This is a genomic window from Wolbachia endosymbiont of Nasonia vitripennis (assembly GCF_048054115.1).
Taxonomy (GTDB): Bacteria; Pseudomonadota; Alphaproteobacteria; order Rickettsiales; family Anaplasmataceae; genus Wolbachia.
The window spans coordinates 1-17,234 of record NZ_JAFEVF010000018.1 but is presented as its reverse complement, the minus strand read 5'-3'; the positions used below and the strand labels follow the sequence as shown (position 1 = coordinate 17,234).

General features: G+C 33.9%; 15 protein-coding genes, 1 rRNA gene and 1 pseudogene. 1 reads left to right on the top strand and 16 read right to left on the bottom strand.

Annotated features, from left to right (window positions below; translation table 11 throughout):
• Positions 1–44 precede the first annotated feature (44 nt).
• The 13 genes and pseudogenes from JR053_RS03565 to JR053_RS03505 form a co-directional block, all read right to left on the bottom strand.
• On the bottom strand, positions 45–2,324 hold the full coding sequence (locus JR053_RS03565) for an AAA family ATPase (RefSeq protein WP_010404321.1): 2,280 nt from the start codon (positions 2,322–2,324) through the stop codon (positions 45–47).
• Positions 2,325–2,621: 297 nt separating this feature from the next.
• Positions 2,622–3,848, bottom strand: coding sequence for a DEAD/DEAH box helicase (locus tag JR053_RS03560; protein ID WP_010404320.1), 1,227 nt, complete (start codon positions 3,846–3,848; stop codon positions 2,622–2,624).
• A 34-nt stretch (positions 3,849–3,882) separates the two neighbouring features.
• Positions 3,883–4,134, bottom strand: coding sequence for a cold-shock protein (locus tag JR053_RS03555; RefSeq protein WP_064085705.1), 252 nt, complete (start codon positions 4,132–4,134; stop codon positions 3,883–3,885).
• Positions 4,135–4,308: 174 nt separating this feature from the next.
• Positions 4,309–5,643, bottom strand: coding sequence for a TldD/PmbA family protein (locus JR053_RS03550; protein WP_010404315.1), 1,335 nt, complete (start codon positions 5,641–5,643; stop codon positions 4,309–4,311).
• A gap of 18 nt (positions 5,644–5,661) precedes the next feature.
• Positions 5,662–6,534 carry an ATP synthase F1 subunit gamma gene (gene atpG / locus JR053_RS03545; RefSeq protein ID WP_010404313.1) on the bottom strand — a complete coding sequence of 291 codons (873 nt, stop codon included), beginning with the start codon at positions 6,532–6,534 and terminating at the stop codon, positions 5,662–5,664.
• A 166-nt stretch (positions 6,535–6,700) separates the two neighbouring features.
• A complete protein-coding gene (locus JR053_RS03540; RefSeq protein ID WP_010404310.1) occupies positions 6,701–7,921 on the bottom strand; it encodes a tetratricopeptide repeat protein in 1,221 nt (406 codons plus the stop codon).
• On the bottom strand, positions 7,918–8,649 hold the full coding sequence (locus JR053_RS03535) for a hypothetical protein (protein ID WP_226079284.1): 732 nt from the start codon (positions 8,647–8,649) through the stop codon (positions 7,918–7,920). Before JR053_RS03535 ends, JR053_RS03540 begins: the two co-directional genes overlap by 4 nt.
• Complete coding sequence (locus JR053_RS03530) at positions 8,642–9,871, bottom strand: lipoprotein-releasing ABC transporter permease subunit (protein WP_029237653.1); 1,230 nt, start codon at positions 9,869–9,871, stop codon at positions 8,642–8,644. The genes JR053_RS03535 and JR053_RS03530 overlap by 8 nt, the downstream gene beginning before the upstream one ends.
• A gap of 116 nt (positions 9,872–9,987) precedes the next feature.
• Positions 9,988–11,290 (bottom strand): annotated as a pseudogene (locus JR053_RS03525) (sugar phosphate nucleotidyltransferase).
• A 109-nt stretch (positions 11,291–11,399) separates the two neighbouring features.
• Positions 11,400–12,647 (bottom strand): hypothetical protein, encoded by a 1,248-nt coding sequence (locus JR053_RS03520; protein ID WP_139686622.1) that lies wholly within the window; start codon positions 12,645–12,647, stop codon positions 11,400–11,402.
• Between the two features lie 76 nt (positions 12,648–12,723).
• Entirely contained in the window at positions 12,724–13,089 is a 366-nt protein-coding gene (gene sdhD / locus JR053_RS03515) for a succinate dehydrogenase, hydrophobic membrane anchor protein (RefSeq protein ID WP_010407127.1), read from the bottom strand.
• Positions 13,086–13,463: a succinate dehydrogenase, cytochrome b556 subunit gene (sdhC, locus tag JR053_RS03510; protein WP_010407125.1), complete on the bottom strand. Its 378-nt coding sequence runs from the start codon at positions 13,461–13,463 to the stop codon at positions 13,086–13,088. Before sdhC ends, sdhD begins: the two co-directional genes overlap by 4 nt.
• 102 nt (positions 13,464–13,565) lie before the next feature.
• Positions 13,566–15,069 (bottom strand): 16S ribosomal RNA (locus JR053_RS03505).
• A gap of 153 nt (positions 15,070–15,222) precedes the next feature.
• Here JR053_RS03505 and JR053_RS03500 point away from each other — a divergent pair.
• Complete coding sequence (locus tag JR053_RS03500; RefSeq protein WP_029237695.1) at positions 15,223–15,840, top strand: hypothetical protein; 618 nt, start codon at positions 15,223–15,225, stop codon at positions 15,838–15,840.
• A 532-nt stretch (positions 15,841–16,372) separates the two neighbouring features.
• On the opposite strand, the gene JR053_RS03495 is transcribed toward JR053_RS03500, so the two are convergent.
• From JR053_RS03495 to JR053_RS03485, 3 genes are read right to left on the bottom strand one after another with little or no spacing between them, the layout of a single operon-like run.
• Complete coding sequence (locus JR053_RS03495; RefSeq protein WP_029237694.1) at positions 16,373–16,525, bottom strand: hypothetical protein; 153 nt, start codon at positions 16,523–16,525, stop codon at positions 16,373–16,375.
• A gap of 24 nt (positions 16,526–16,549) precedes the next feature.
• Complete coding sequence (locus JR053_RS03490; protein WP_029237693.1) at positions 16,550–16,693, bottom strand: hypothetical protein; 144 nt, start codon at positions 16,691–16,693, stop codon at positions 16,550–16,552.
• A gap of 13 nt (positions 16,694–16,706) precedes the next feature.
• Entirely contained in the window at positions 16,707–16,853 is a 147-nt protein-coding gene (locus tag JR053_RS03485) for a GDSL family lipase (RefSeq protein ID WP_236607939.1), read from the bottom strand.
• Positions 16,854–17,234 lie beyond the last annotated feature (381 nt).

Here is a 17,234-nt window from a genome sequence, read left to right as displayed (position 1 = left end):
TCAGTTAATTCATGCCTGTCAGATCAAGTCTAAACTATTACAATTTAAACTATATCAAAAGCAATTCCGTGTTTACCAATATAAATCCTTAATTTCTTTCCTTTAATTAATCGACGATTTAGTATTTCTTCAGCCAAATGACTTTTTATCTCTTTTTCAATCAGCCTCTCTATTGGGCGTGCTCCCATTTCTTTGCTATAACCTGTTTGCGCAAGATAAGACTTTACTTCTTCTTCCACTGAGCAGCTTATACCCTTTTGCACAAGTTGTTTTTTTAATTCCTGAATAAATTTATCCACAATGTGCAAAATGACATCCTCATCCAAATCAGAAAAGGAAATGACTGCATCAAGACGATTACGAAATTCAGGGCTAAAAACCCGTTCCATTGCTTTTTCGCTGTCACTGATGTTAAAGTTTTTATACCCAAAGCCAATAGAACTTTTGTTACGTTCAAATGCCCCTGCATTGGTTGTCATAATTAAAATCGTATTGGAAAAATTAACCTTACGTCCGTAAGTGTCTGTAACACAACCATAATCCATGATTTGTAGTAATATATTATAAATATCACTATGAGCTTTCTCAATTTCATCAAGAAGTACTACGCTATATTGATTATTAGATACAGATTCTGTAAGCAATCCACCTTGGTCGTAACCCACATATCCAGGAGGGGAACCAATCATTCTAGATATTGTGTGAGGTTCCATATACTCAGACATATCAAACCGAATAAGGTTCATACCCATATTTTGTGCTAGTTGCTTCGCAAGCTCAGTCTTACCTACACCAGTTGGCCCTGCAAAAAGATACTTTGCCAAGGGTTTATTGTAACTTCTCAGACCAGATTTAGCAATTTTAATAGAATTAACGAGAAACTCTATCGCTTGCTCTTGACCAAAAATGGCCCTATTGAGATTTTCTTTCAAAGATTTTACTCTTTGCATATCATCAAACCCGCAAGGTACGTTTGTAATCCTAGCGATAGTACTCTTAATGTCTCTACTGTTTATAATTTTTCGCCTGCTTTTTTGTAACTTACAATATGCCCCTGCTTCATCTATAACATCAACTGCTTTATCAGGTAATATTCGCCCAGTAATATACTTGTGTGAAAGTTCAGCTGCAGATTTAATGGCATGTTTCGTGTAATATACTCCATGATACCTTTCATAGTAATGCTTTATACCATCTAGTATCTTTACTGTATCATTAATAGAAGACTCTTTTACATTAATTTTTTGAAACCTCCTTGCTAATGCTTTATCCTTTTCAAAGCTATTGCTATATTCTCTATATGTAGTTGCACCTATACAACGCAACGCACCTCTTGCAAGTGCAGGTTTGAGCAGATTGCCAGCATCAAGAAAGCTGCCACTTGTTGAACCTGCTCCAATAATAGTGTGTATTTCATCAATGAAAAGAATAGCGCCAGGTTTTGCCTCAATTACTTTTATTATAGATTTTATTCTCTCTTCGAAGTCACCTCTATAGCGTGTTCCTGCAAGAAGTGATCCTAAATCCAAAGCATAAATTATGCTGGATCTCAGTGCACTCGGAACACTACCTTCAATAATTTTCAATACCAAGCCTTCAACTATTGTTGTTTTACCAACACCTGGTTCTCCGACATATAAAGGGTTATTTTTTCTGCGTCTTAGCAAGATTTCTATAGTGCGATTTAATTCATAATCACGACCAATGACATAATCTATTTTTTTGCTTCTTGCATAATCATTTAAATTTCTACAATAATTTTGTAGAACTTCTTCATCTTTTAATAATTCACCTTTATTTGCTACAGTAGAGATATCGTTATTCTTATCAAGTTTTATCTTGCGATTAGTTACATATTCTTCTATATCACCTGAATATTTTATATTGGATATGTTATAAATCAAATTAGAATCCTTTGCATTCTGTTTGCGTAATAGCTCTTCAATGTATAAATCTTGCTCAGACAGAATCTCTAATAGAATACTTGCTCCATTTATTTCTTTTCTTCCCAGACGATGAGCTCGTATCATGGCTTTATGTATTATGCGTTGAAATAGCACATCAGGCTCAACTTTATTGACAGTTAATTCGGAGTTGTCTTGTAAAAAACCTTTTGTATTATTACCACGATCATTCCTTAATATAATATTATCTATATTTATGATTTCACCAGCTCTGATGTTACATCTTGATAAAACATAATTTACATCCACATCTTTGGTTAATGCTAGCAACAAATGTTCCACTTTTGCATATTTAAGCTTACAATCAGAAGCAATCTGTAACGCTCTATTTAAACTTGCCTCTAAATTTTTAGAAATCATCTATTCTCTTTAAAAGTGTAAATTTATATATAATTAGTAGCACACAATTATTAAAAAAACTGAAATCTAGCAGCTCGTTGTAGCCAAATTGAATTAAGCTACAGATTATAGTCCACACAGCCTAACATTATACCGTTGTGATAATCTCAAAACGTTATAAGCAGCAGAATTAAGATTATCAAATTGTAGGTAAATCTAATTTAGGCTAGCTATATATTCTTTCTACCATCCTCCAATCACTTCACTTTGCAGCAATTTTACTGGAGCTTTTAAAGAATAGAAGAATAGTTAAGTACATTAATACGCTTTTTCTAGTACTCTGCTTTTCTTCTTAAATACATTGATCTTTTTTCTACCGTATTTAGCCTTTAACGTACTTGGCCTTTTAAAGATCTTTTTGCTGTTACGTTTTTGAGATTGCATACTACAATCAAAATTTGGCTCTCCTTCTTTATCTGCTAGTGCAGGCAGTCTTCTCTTATCTTGAGGTGTAACAAAAGATAATGCAAATCCTTCAGCTCCCGCACGTGCAGTTCTACCTATACGATGAACATAATCAGCTTGCGATTGTGGTACATCATAATTGATAACATGTTGAATGTGCGGAATATCAAGGCCGCGAGAAGCAACATCTGTTGCAACCATGATTTGATTGCGGCCACGACGAAAAGAATCAATGACTCTTTCACGCTTGTGCTGCCTTAAATCACCATGAATTGCCAAAGCGCTATAGTCATCTTTGTGCAATTTGTCAGCTAGCTGATCCGCTCCTCGCTTTGTTTTAACAAAAATAATGATCGATCCTTTGCGCTGACATAATTGTGTAACAAGCTTGCCATATTTTTCTGATTCTGATGCATAAACAACTTCTTGTTTAATTTTTACAGAAGTTGTAGCCTGGCAATCAACAGAAACACGCTCTGGTTGATTAAGATATTTTTCAGTAAGTTTTACTATTTCTCCAGGAAGAGTTGCAGAAAACATAAGATTTTGCCTTATTTTAGGCAAATGCTTCATAATTTCTTCAATCTGAATTCCAAAGCCCATATCAAACATACGATCCGTCTCATCAAGCACAAGAATACCAACATTCCGAGTAACTAAAGTTTTACGCTCAATATGGTCTATAATACGACCAGGAGTACCTATTATAATTTGTGGTTTTTTCTGAAGCTGATTTAGCTGCCTAAAAATAGGCTCGCCTCCGATCAACAAAGCAACTCTTAGTAAAGAACTTTGAGATAAGAGTTTTCTTATCTCACTTGTTACCTGATGAGCAAGCTCTCTGGTTGGCACGATGACTAAAGCTGAACCAATGCTTGGCTCATTCATCAATTTAGCAACCAGTGGAATAGCAAACGCTAAGGTTTTTCCAGTTCCCGTTTGAGCAGACCCAAGAATATCTTTGCCCTGAAGAGCTAGAGGAATCGCTTGCACCTGAATCGGGGTTGGAACACAAAGATTATTTTTACTTAGAGCTTGCCTAAGCAAAGTTGGAAGCCCCATTTCATGAAAATTACTCACAATACATTACCCTATTAAAAAGCTTCACGATAGACTAATCTTCCAATCTTAAATTTATTGCAGACTTTTTATTTTCTCCGTTCCTACCACGCTCTTCTTTAAGCTCATAACTTACTCTTTCCCCTTTCATTCCTCCCTTTTTATCCTCTCCTCGAAGTGCATCAGGTCTTATTCCTGAACGTTCTAATGTACTAACATGTAAAAAAACGTCCTCACCTTTACCTTCTGGCTTGATGAAACCATAGCCTTTTTCAACATTAAACCATTTTATATTACCAAATTCCATATGGATAACTCCTAAACTACTAACTAATATTATTAATGTGATGAAAAACTTTGAAATTACGATTTAGAATGCTTTAAGCTTAGTTACTGCAACTAAACTTCTATACTCCATAGTCTATTCTTAACATTACATAGTAATAGTACACAATTATTGTACTTAATGCAACTAAAATTTTTAATCACTAAGTGAACCTGCTACTGTCATTTCGCTAACTTTAATCGTTGGTGAATTAAACTGCCCACAGAAAGTTAGGTCATTTGCAACAACTAAATTGCTAAACATATTTTTCAAATTGTCGGCAACAGTAATCTCGTGTATTGGATACGTTATTTTACCATTTTCTATAAAAAATCCGCATGCACCTTGACTATAATCGCCATTGATTAAATTAACACCAAAACCAAATAAATCAGTTACATATATTCCTTCTTTTACTTCGTCAATTAATTCCTTAAACGATCTATTACCATTTTTGAAATAGAAATTACTAGCTGAAGGAATAATTGCAGCATTACTTGCACGAGTTGCATTTGCGGTCGTTTCCAAGTTTAATTTCCTAGCCGAATATAGATCTAAAATCCAGTTTTGCAGTACTCCATTTTTTACAAATTCATTTCTTCTGCTCATTATTCCTTCCCCGTCAAACGGTCTTGATGTTATACCCCTTGGTAACAATGGGTCATCAATAATGCTAATCTCAGTATTAAAAATTTGATTATTTAAACTATTTCTCAAAAAAGAGCTATTATTTACAATATTGCTACCATTTATGGCAGAAGCAAAGCTCTTTACTAGCTCTTTTGCTGCTCTTTTTTCAAAAACAACCGGAAATTTGCCTGTCCTGATTGTACATGAACCCAATTGATCTATTGCTCTTTTTGCTGCTCCTTTCCCTATTGACTCCGGTGTTTTTAAATCACTGAAGTTGCATGCTACATCGTAATCGTAGCCTATTTTCATTTCACTCTTTTCTCCAGCAACAACAGAAACCTGATTAACAAAAGTTGACTTACTAAATGAACCAACAAAACCAGAAACGGTTGATAATACTGTATTTACTGAAGTATGTGAAGATGAAGCTCCTTCGGAATTAATAATATTTTTATGTGCAAGAGCTGAATTTTCTGTAGCTTCAGTAATTTCTTTTAATTTATCAATTGTTACAACATTATTATCTGAGATATTTAAATCTGCAGAAGAGATATAATTACTGCCATCTACAGCAAAACTAATATAAGGATCTTCCTGGGCATTCTTTACCATTTCCACCACTTGGCTCACTGCACTACTAAGATTATTCAAATCGTTTGTGGAAATATACGCAGCTTTGTTCTTACCTGCTATAGCTCTAATTCCGACAGTACAGTTTCTAGATTGTGATATTTGTTCAATTTTTGATAGACGCTGAGAAACCGAGGTCTTATTAGTTTCATATATTGTAACTTCTGCGTCTTGATTCTGCTTTTTTATTAGTTTAGTGATATCTGCTGCAATATTTAATATATTCATTTTTCATTCCTTGAGTTTCTATAAAGATTCTGCACCACCTATAACTTCAATCAAATCAGTTGTAATTGCTGCTTGACGAGAACGATTATAAAGTAATGCTAGTTTATTTAGCATTTCTTTTGTATTTCTGTTTGCTGATTCCATAGCAACCATCCTAGCACTATTTTCACTTGCTGCACTTTCAAGTAAAGCAGAATAAAGAGCAGCTGTAACATAATCTTGAGTCAAAGATTTTAAAATAAACTCAATATTTTGTGGTTCATACTCATAGCTGTAATCTGTTAGAGGACTAACTACAGAATTATCAATTAATAATGAGTCTTTACTCCATGGTTTTATTGTTTCTAATATTGGCTTTTGCATGAAGGTATTATAGAATTTACTGTAAAAAACCTTAACTTTATTGTATTTACTTAGATCTATATCACTAACCAAGGCTTCCACACGCTTTAGTGTGATTCCCTTACTATTTTCAACCTTCAAGATATTTTTAGAATTAAATCTATTTTTGCCTGTCTCAAAAGCTTTCTTACCAAAAAAAACAATGTCTACTTTCTTATCATTTGCAATTAATTTGTTTATATGCTCCTGACTGAATTTAACAACAGAGGAGTTAAAGCTGCCACATAAACCACGATCAGATACAATAATAAATACTAGGAAAGAATCTTCATTATTGATATTTAGAATTCTTGCTAGTAACTCTTGATCCGCTGATAGCGCTAGTGAAGAAATAATGCTATGCAGCTTAGATATATGCAATTTTGAATTTGATAATTTCTTTTGGCTTTGTAATAATTTTGCTGCAGAAACCATTTGCATTATTTTCGTGGTTTTCTGCACAGACTTAATATTTTTAATTCTTAAGGATAATTCCTTTAAGCTCTTCATTTTGTATATAATTCTAATTTATTAAAATATATAACTGGTAATGTCTAAAAACAAGTTTTTTTGACATTGGAGTCAAACCTAACTAAGAAACTCACAGATTTACTGTTTTGAGATAAAGATTATATTAAAGCAATCTCGATGTAAAAGTATCACACCTTATGGAGTCTTATAATATAAGGTAAATACAATTAAGACTATTGCAACTTGAGCACTTATAATCCCATTGCTTTAGCTCTTTATTACAATCAGCACATTTCCAACCTGGATCAGGCACAGCTTCTGAGTCCATCCTGTTTAACCAATAAATTGCTTGATCATACTCTTGCAACATAATCTTGAGCTGTACCATAACAAGGTAGATTGATATGTAATTAGCTTTTTTCATAGCAATATCTAAATGCTGACTTGCAAGATCATATTTCCCTAAGCTAATTGAAGACAAAGCAAGCAAGCAATAACTAAAATAATAATCAGGGCGTAAGTTATATAGTCTTTCAGCGCCTTTATTATTTAACTTGATATACATTCTAGCTGATTGAGGAGTAGGATTTACTCTATACTCTTCCTCTAATACTGTGGAAGCTTTTCTGATTTTTTCAAGCTTGATATATAATTCTGCCTTTAAATAATTGATGGGCTGAAAAGTTGCATAATAACTTTGTGCTTTAGCTAAATAATCTATAGCTTTGTAAAAACTTCCTTTACTTTCGTATTGCTTTGCTAAAGCGCAATAAAAAACCGCTAACATCTTTTTACGATCAAAGGGAAGAAAAATATTGAATTTGATAGCTTCCTTTAACTTTGAAATTGCATTTATCCAATCTTCTTGCAATATACAATGCTCTATTTGAAAGGGAATAGACAAAATTTTATCATTAATTGAACTAGAGCAATATTCTATAAATTTTTGAAAGACTAACCTTTCTTGCTTTAGGTGAATAATCAGTTTATTGATCAGAAGTAGAGCTAAGTTGCGATTTTTACTTGCAATACTCGTTAAATTATGGCTGAAAAAGCTGTAATTTCCCGTTTTACCTGAATTAAAGAGCTTTACTAAAGATAATTTATCACTTTCTTCATTTAGATTTTTAATTAGCTTATTGGTGTTCTCTATATTACCTAAGTCTAAGCTAAAGAAAGCTTCAAAGAGAAGCAATTCTTCCCTACTTCTTCTTCTATTTTTTATGTTAGCAAATGTTGATGAAATAGAAGAACAAAAACGTGCAACTGCAATCAATAAAAATAATAAGACTACGCAAGCAAGAATAACGAAATATAGATCAATACTTATAGTGTAATTGCCTAATTCCAATTTTATTACTTCACCACTTACCTTGATCCATATGCCAAATAAAAACGAAAAAGCAAAAATTATAAAATAAATCATGAGATGTATTGTAATAAGTGACGATATATTATTGAAGTATTCTTGAAAGCTACAATAAAATCATTCAATTTATTAAGCCATGGTTTGAATTCTGGGTATGTTAAGTCACTTATTGCGGTGGCTATGCTCTGCCAATCATTATCGCTTATTAATTCTTCAATTTCCGCAAGCTTTAACCTGAGTGGATCACTACGATCATCTATCTTTATCCAATTTGAAATGATTTTTTTAAACAAGTTACTTTTATTGTAGTTAATAACAGTCATGTTCTTCTCAAAAGACAATTTCAACCCGCGTAAAGTATCTACCTCTTTCAAATTTTCCAATTCATTTACTGCATTTTCTATCTCTGGATCGTCAAGCTCTGATATCAAAGGCTTTATTGAATTTATATGATTATCAAACTTGGCTTCTCGCAATAACGAATTCTTCATCTTAATCACAAGTAGCAGCAACTTTGCGAGGTTCTTATGCCTTAAACTACCATCACCTTGCTCACATTGAGTGTGCAGATTTCTCTTTAAATCAAATATCCTTTTCTCTACCCTAGATTGATTCACTTCAAGCAATACTCTAAGTTCATCCATCTTTTCCGTTAAACCATTTATACTATTTTCACTTTCTTGCTGATTTATTTTGAAAAATATTATGTTATTTATTGCAATATGGCTAACAAATAACAATATAATTAAGAACCAACCTATGCATTTTTTTCGAGTATCATTCATAACGTAATATCTCCGCTGGGTCTTGTGCAGCTGCCTGCAATGCAGGAGGAATTGTTGCTAAAAATGACAAGAACAATGCAAGTGCAGAAATGTTCACTACATCTTGAGAAACTAATATCACTGGCAAACTTGAAAAAAAGTATATCATAGGATCAAATAGCTTGATGTTGGTAATGTTTTCTAAAAACACTCTAATATTTTCAATGTTGAGAGAAAAAATAACTCCTATAACAGAGCCAAGACAAGTTCCTGTAAAACCAATTAACAGCCCACAAGCACAAAATATGCGCATAATGCTTCCACTTGTTGCACCAAACGTACGCATAATTGCAATTGCGGATTTCTTTTCTTGCACTATCATCATCAAACTTGAAACAATATTGAATGCTGCCACAACTATAATCAAAGTAAGAATTAAAAACATCACATTTCTTTCAGTTTTTAAAGCATTAACATAATGGCTTTGCTGAGATTGCCAACTTTCAGCTTTCATTCCTGTTTCTTCTACTATAGCATTTGCTAGCTTATTAGCCGCAGCAATATCGTCTATGAACACTTCTATATTTCTCACACTATCTTTATAATTAAAAAAAGCCTGAGCTGATTTCATGGGCATATACATCAAGGTATTGTCGTACTCAAACATACCCATATCAAATATTGCTACAACTTTATATTCTTTCATTTTTGGTATTTCACCAGACAGTGCGTCAAATCCTTCAGGTGATATAAGCATAATGTTATCACCATAATCAATATTCAAAGCTTCTGCTAATCTTGCCCCTATTATGATACCTTCATCGAATTTTTCCACGTTACCCATAATTACATTATTCTTAACAGTAGTATTATTAAGTAAGTCTTTAGTTGACACACCACGGACTACGCTACCCACAATTCCACCATTTGATGCAACGATCACTTGATCATTGATCATAGAAGTAGCTTTTAATACACCTGGGATTTTCTCAATAGATTTTAACACTGCGTGGTAATCTGAATTTATGCTTCTATCAAAGTAAACATTAATATGGCCATTAATGCCAAGTACAGAGTCGAGCAGCTTTGCTCTGAACCCATTCATTACAGACATTACTACTATTAGCGTTGCAACTCCAAGAGCAATACCAATAATAGAAAACAAGGCCATTATAGAGCAAAATCTAGAATTCTTTGCTCGCAAATAGCGAATAGCCATAGTAAATTCAAAGGCAATAGACATTATACTAAGATTTAAATATCATACTTTTTATGCTTCATATAACTGTAATTTTTCCTTTACCTCAAATTAGGTTGTCTAAATTTAGCAAGCTTATAGAATATATTCAATATTCTATATTAAGACCTTCCATATATATCGTCCGATCTTACTATATCATTATCAGATAAAAACTTTCCTACCTGAAACTCAACTATCTCAAGAGGAAATCTTGTACTTTTATTCTCAATTTTATGAAACACCTTCCTTGGAATCTCTACTACATGATTTTTTGTTATAGCATATGTTTTGTCATCTAAACTCACACATCCAACCCCTGATAGTATTATATGGTACTCATCTCTATAGTGGTGAAATTGCTTAGAAGTGCAGCTCAGTGGATTTATAAAAAGGTATTTTATAAGAAAATCCTTACCCATTAAAATCACACTATAAAATCCCCATGGCTTAATCTCTTTCCTTGTTGGCTTTGCTTCTTTAACTTTATTAATGAACAACATTAGGCTCTTATTTTGCCGTTTATAAACTCTACCTAATAAAATCTTTTCATCATTTTCTGTCATCAAAACTGGCTCTCTTCCTTTTGTTACATGCTGAAATGAAACTAAATTCTCACTAAATCTCTTACTCAGTTCTAAAACTGAACTCCAAGTACCAATATCCATCCAATCAAAATTAGCTTCTACCATTGCAATATTTTCTGCTTTTTCTATCACTAGGTGATCAATAGATGTATCACCCATTCCTGCACAATTTTGCTGTTCTAAATACAGAAATCTCTCTCGTGGTACAAAATGCTTCATACTTTCACAACATAAATTATAGAGAGTCGGAGCAATTTTTTTTATCTCATCTATATAGCGTTTTGCTCTAAACACAAATATTCCAGAGTTCCAATAATGATCGTTACTTACCTTACGCTCGGGTTTTTCTGTAAAATCTTTTACTATATGACATTTTTCTTTCTGACCATATACTGCATTTATATAGCCGTATTCCGAATTGAATTCATGAGGCTTTATCCCAAAAGTGACTATAGAGTCAGTTTCAGAGGCTAGCTTAGACGCTTTCTCAATAGAAACATAAAAACTATTCAAATCACCTATAAAATGGTCTGAAGGCAGAACTAAGATTGTCTCGTTCCTATCGCAGAGAAGCACAGCAATTAGTATTGCTGCCGCTGTCCCAATTTTAACTGGTTCAAAAACTACTTTACATTCCTGTAATGCATGTAATTCCTGCATCAATAATGACTCATATTGTATAATTTGTGGTAATGATGGGTGGCATATAATCGCCTTTTAGCCTCAACAAAGTGTTGTGAAACATAGTATTCTGACTAAATATTTTCTGAAATTGCTTTGGCTTAGATAGAGGCCAAAGTCTGCTGCCACTACCACCACACAGTATTACAGGGCGCATTTAATTAAGATATTAATTATTTGATTAATATCTTATACTAACGGCAAAATGCATGCAAGTTTTTATTGTGAGATGATTAAAGTAAAAAGTAATTTAAAGTGATGGTTGACTACGAGCGTGATGGAGTCCCTACATTTCGTGATGAGTCTTGTCTTCTTTCTATCTCTCTATCAATATGAGGAGTGTTGCTTTTTTGATTAACGGCTGCAGCTACTTTTTCATCAGTTTTGTTTTGCAACTTTTCCTTTAAGCTTTCTCCAACACCTAGTTCTCTAGATTTATCTATACTTTCACTATTTTTGCTCAACCCCTTCTCTAAGTTTTTTTCAATATCTGATTTTCTAGCGTTAAGCTCTTTCCATGTACCCGCTATGCTAAGTGGCTTATGATCCTTCTGCTTCGGCTTTGGCCTTTCCCCATTTGTAACAACATTAAAGTCGCTTTTTACTTCTTTCCAACATTCTTTCAATTGGTGTTTCCACATAGTAAGATAAGCATCACCATACTTTTTCTCATTTGCTACAAACAATAAAATTGGAGCCTTAAGTATGGTAGCTCCCATATTCACTAAATTTTTTACTGCCATTGCAGGGGTGAACAAAAGATAGCCAAAAGACTTTGCAATTGGGTTTTGTTCGCTTATTAAATACTCCCCTAACTTTATAGGAAGAGAGGTCAACAATTTAGTACAAACTTTAGCCAAGCTTGTAGCAAAAACGATAGAAACAGATATAAGACTTTTATCTAGCTCTAGATTACCATCCTGATCTCTAATTTCTGAAAAATGGGTGCTTAGCTTCTTGTAATCACTAGCGTATAGTAATTTTCCATTTCTTCCTTTTTCATCTCTATCTTTCTCATCAACTTCTCCCGTGTCATCATTGATGAAGCAACCTTTTTTAGCAAGAAAAGAAGAATTAGTTAATCTAAGTAACTTAGTATCAACCTCAAAGACCGGCAAGTGTTTTTCAAGATCTATTTTTGAAAACTTAAATGGCTTATAAAATTTACTATAATCATTAACCTCACGCCTACCTTTACTAACTAAAAAGTCAATAGTAAAGTAAGATTTTTTATCAATTTCCTTAACCAAGGCTAGATCAAATTTGTATTCATTATATATAAGCTGGTACTCTGGATTTCCGTCTTTATCTTTTACAAGCTTGTCATTTTTTTTTACAACTCTCCCAGAATCTACAATCTGATCATAATTTTTTGGATATTGACACTTTCGTCCATCCTCATATATCATTACCTTTCTAAGGTCTTTGACATAAACTTGAGACTCAGATGAACTAAATAGATCCTTCACCTTTAGCGTAAGGTCTATTCCCCACTTTTTCAATGTCTCTAACATATTGCTAAACCAAAATCGCTATAGTTCAATAATAAAACTAGTACACTAATAATATATTAACATAGAACTGGCAACTTTACAAGAAAATATGCCTATAAAAGAAAAAAGTCGTAAAAGCAAGGACTATATAAGTAATGCTTGATAAGTATTTCATGCATGTAATTGTAAAAATCCTTAGAGGTACGCTGTCTATATAATCTTCACACACTACCTGCATTCCAAGAACTGCATGCCAAAAAATGCAAAACACCAGTATAACAAAAAACAAAAGCTCTAGTGGATGATTAATAGCCTGAAATAATTTTTCATTAAAAGATAAAGGGCTATCAACATAAAATGTGCAAGAAAATGAGTAAATAAACCAAGGAAATAAAAATAACAAAATCACCGCAGAAACACGCTGGATCCACCAATGATGTACTGAATTTACAGATTGACTCATATAAATATAAATAAAAAAGCCATAGTAGAAAGAAATAGCATTATTGTTAGTAATATAGCACTTTTTAAAACACTAGCAATTTCTAAATTAAGCCCAGCATCCCACAATAAATGACGAATACCATTAAGAAAATGATACATAAAGCTTACAAAGCATAAGATATAAGCTAATTTAGCAACAGGAGTGAACAATAATGCATTTAAGCACCTTACTATAATTAACTTAGGGGAGTAAACATATAATATAAAATACCAAGAAAGTATGATTAATAAAAGAAATAGCAAGATACCAGTCAATCTATGCATAATAGAAAAAAAACTAGTAACTTGTACTTTATATATTTGTAAATGCGGGGAAAGAGGCCTGTTACTCATAAAATTTCGTTATCGAGAAATTAAAAAATAAAGTAGAAGTAAAGACAGCAGTATAGTACATAATGACACTATTATTTGAAATGGTGAATTACGTACAAAGCCTAAGGAGGTAATCCAGCTGCAGATTCCCCTACTGCTACCTTGTTACGACTTCACCCCAGTCACTGATCCCACTTTAAATAACTCCTTCCTTGCGGTTAGGCCATTAGCTTCGAGTGAAACCAATTCCCATGGCGTGACGGGCAGTGTGTACAAGACCCGAGAACGTATTCACCGTGGCATGCTGATCCACGATTACTAGCGATTCCAACTTCATGTACTCGAGTTGCAGAGTACAATCCGAACTGAGATGTCTTTTAGGGATTAGCTTAGGCTTGCGCACCTTGCAGCCCATTGTAGACACCATTGTAGCACGTGTGTAGCCCACTCCATAAAGGCCATGATGACTTGACATCATCCCCACCTTCCTCCAGCTTATCACTGGCAGTTTCCTTAAAGTACTCAGCATTACCTGATAGCAACTAAGGATGAGGGTTGCGCTCGTTGCGGGACTTAACCCAACATCTCACGACACGAGCTGACGACAGCCATGCAACACTTGTGTAAAATCCGGCCGAACCGACCCTATCCCTTCGAATAGGTATGATTTCCATGTCAAGAAGTGGTAAGGTTTTTCGCGTTGCATCGAATTAAACCACATGCTCCACCGCTTGTGCGGGTCCCCGTCAATTCCTTTGAGTTTTAATCTTGCGACCGTAGTCCCCAGGCGGAATGTTTAACGCGTTAGCTGTAATACAGAAAGTAAACTTCCCATATTTAACATTCATCGTTTACAGCGTGGACTACCAGGGTATCTAATCCTGTTTGCTCCCCACGCCTTCGCGCTTCAGCGTCAGATTTGAACCAGATAGACGCCTTCGCCACTGGTGTTCCTCCTAATATTTACGAATTTTACCTCTACATCAGGAATTCCTCTATCCTCTTTCAATCTCTAGATTAATAGTTTTAAAAGCAATTCCAAGGTTAAGCCTCGGGATTTCACTTTTAACTTATTAACCAGCCTACGCGCCCTTTACGCCCAATAATTCCGAATAACGCTAGCCCTCTCCGTATTACCGCGGCTGCTGGCACGGAGTTAGCCAGGACTTCTTCTGTGAGTACCGTCATTATCTTCCTCACTAAAAGAGCTTTACAACCCAAAGGCCTTCTTCACTCATGCGGCATGGCTGGATCAGGCTTTCGCCCATTGTCCAATATTCCCCACTGCTGCCTCCCGTAGGAGTCTGGACCGTATCTCAGTTCCAGTGTGGCTGATCATCCTCTCAGATCAGCTATAGATCATTGCCTTGGTAGGCTATTACTCCACCAACTAGCTAATCTAATATAGGCTCATCTAATAGCAATAAATTTTTCCCCCGTAGGGCGTATACGGTATTAGTTGCCGTTTCCAACAATTATTCCGTACTACTAGGTAGATTCCTATACATTACTCACCCGTCTGCCACTAAGTTATACCATAGCAAGCTACAATATAACTCCGTTCGACTTGCATGTGTTAGGCCTGCCGCCAGCGTTCATTCTGAGCCAGGATCAAACTCTCAAATTTAGACTTCAACCTATAAAAGGTTGAGGGTACATCGGATAAATCCGACAAAAAATAATTTAGCTTAATACTGCTGTCTTTATTTCTACTTTAGAAATATTTTAATCTCCAACTATTCAAACAACTCTAAGAATATTATTATGTGATATAATCACTATGTCAATATGTTTTTGCAAATCAAAAGCATTAATGTATAAATATATAACTATTTGGAATATTACCATGAAAAAATACATCTTTCTGCTTGCACTCGCGCCAATGTTAGTTGGCATCACATTATACTTATTGCGCAACATTGATAACACAAAACAATCTATAACTGCAGGTGACAAGTTTTACGAAGTATTATTCTTAAAAAAAGATAATAAGTCACTGCTAGAAGAAATAGATTCAAATTGGGAGTATTTAGCAAATTTTGAACGCGCATTCAATCATATCTCAGATTCAATGCCAACAGACACAGCATCTATTATTTATAATGATTTGGCAGACGATAAAGATGCTCCTGATGTTTTGCGTGAGTTAGCACAATACTTAGAAGTAATGAGCTTACTTCACTCCAGCGGTGAAAAAACAAATAGAGATAAAATTAGTAATTTAGAATCAAATGCAGTGTACCCTTATTCAAGCCAAGAAGCTATCGCTATAGTAAAGATACACAGTAACGACATTAAAGGTGCAATTGAAATATTGCATTCATTATTAAATGATAGAGAATGTCCGACTCTAATCAAGGCCAATGCACAAGAATTACTTCGGATATACGAAAACTAAAAAACTTGCTTGCATAACAATTTGGCAGCGCATCTGATGAAATAAAGAACTTTACTTGACAAACCTCCCTATTTTATTATGGCACTAAAAGTATTTATGACTCAAAATTTGTTTTTGACTGTAGGATCAATCACAAAATCCAGTAAAAACTTAGGTGTTTATTGGTAGATTACGTAAAATTATAGCGGTTTTTTAAATTTTTTCTATACTCAGCCAAGTCGCGCTTGTTAGAACATTATTACAGCACCACTTACAGTAATATAGAGTCAAAATTTCACTACTCATAGGTTCCTTTTACCTTTTTATTTAGTAAGACTTCTCTATATTTATAGTTAATATATCAAAGAATAAACTTCACTCGCAGAATGTCATTGTAGCACTAAAATGACAAAAAGAGGATAAAATCGCAATAGCTATGTATCAAGCACCGTTGTATTTTCTCTATATTTTAGATTACTTTGTTTACCCCCCTCCCTTTATCATTCAGCTACGCAGATAGTTACTACAAACCGTAAAGATGTTTAAAAGAAATCTAATTTTTTATCAACTCATACATTTCATTACCAACTTCACAATAAGGTTCTGCAGTTGGATAAAAATAATCAAAAAAGAAATAATCCTTTAGTATTTCTGTGCTGCATCCAGAATTATAGTAAGTATCAAGCCTTCCTTTAAATATCAACAAGAGTATCTTTATACTTTTTCCAAATCACCCTCCCCCAAACTGGTCTACGATGTTTGATAGGTATGCATCTCGATCATTTAACCCTTTGCTCTTATATTTACCAAGCATACTTTTCATTTTAGAATTAAGATCGAATGCTTTTATTTCAAGATCTGCACCTTTCTTCATATAATCTAAATCATTAGCTAATTTTGTATTGAAACTCTGTGTAAGCTTTGCAGCCAGCTCTCTTGCTTTTCGTCTTTATTAAAGCTAGTATCAAACCAACCTCAGTCACATTTGCAACAATCACATGCTTTACACCATATTCATTTAGAACCAAATGCATTACATATTTCACTAACCGCTTTATTTCAATACTTTTTCTGCTTTAACATTGTTATAAGCAGTGGCACCCATAATATTATTTCCTCGATTATAATGAAAAATAAAATCTCCTTTACCTACGTCTGGATGATGTTTAATTACTGCGTTTAGCTGATTAACTAAACGAAATTTATTGAGGAAATAAGAAAAAATAGGGTTAAGAATTTCAGATGCTGTTGCATATAAAATCGCATAGTTATGACCTTACTGTTCATAGTATCGATCAAAAAATGAGCATCTCCATGATGACTTAAATTCTTCTAAACCTAAATACCTTGCTACATATTCAACAACAGTAAGGTGTAATAGTTTAGACTTGATCTGACAAGCAAACAAAGTAAGA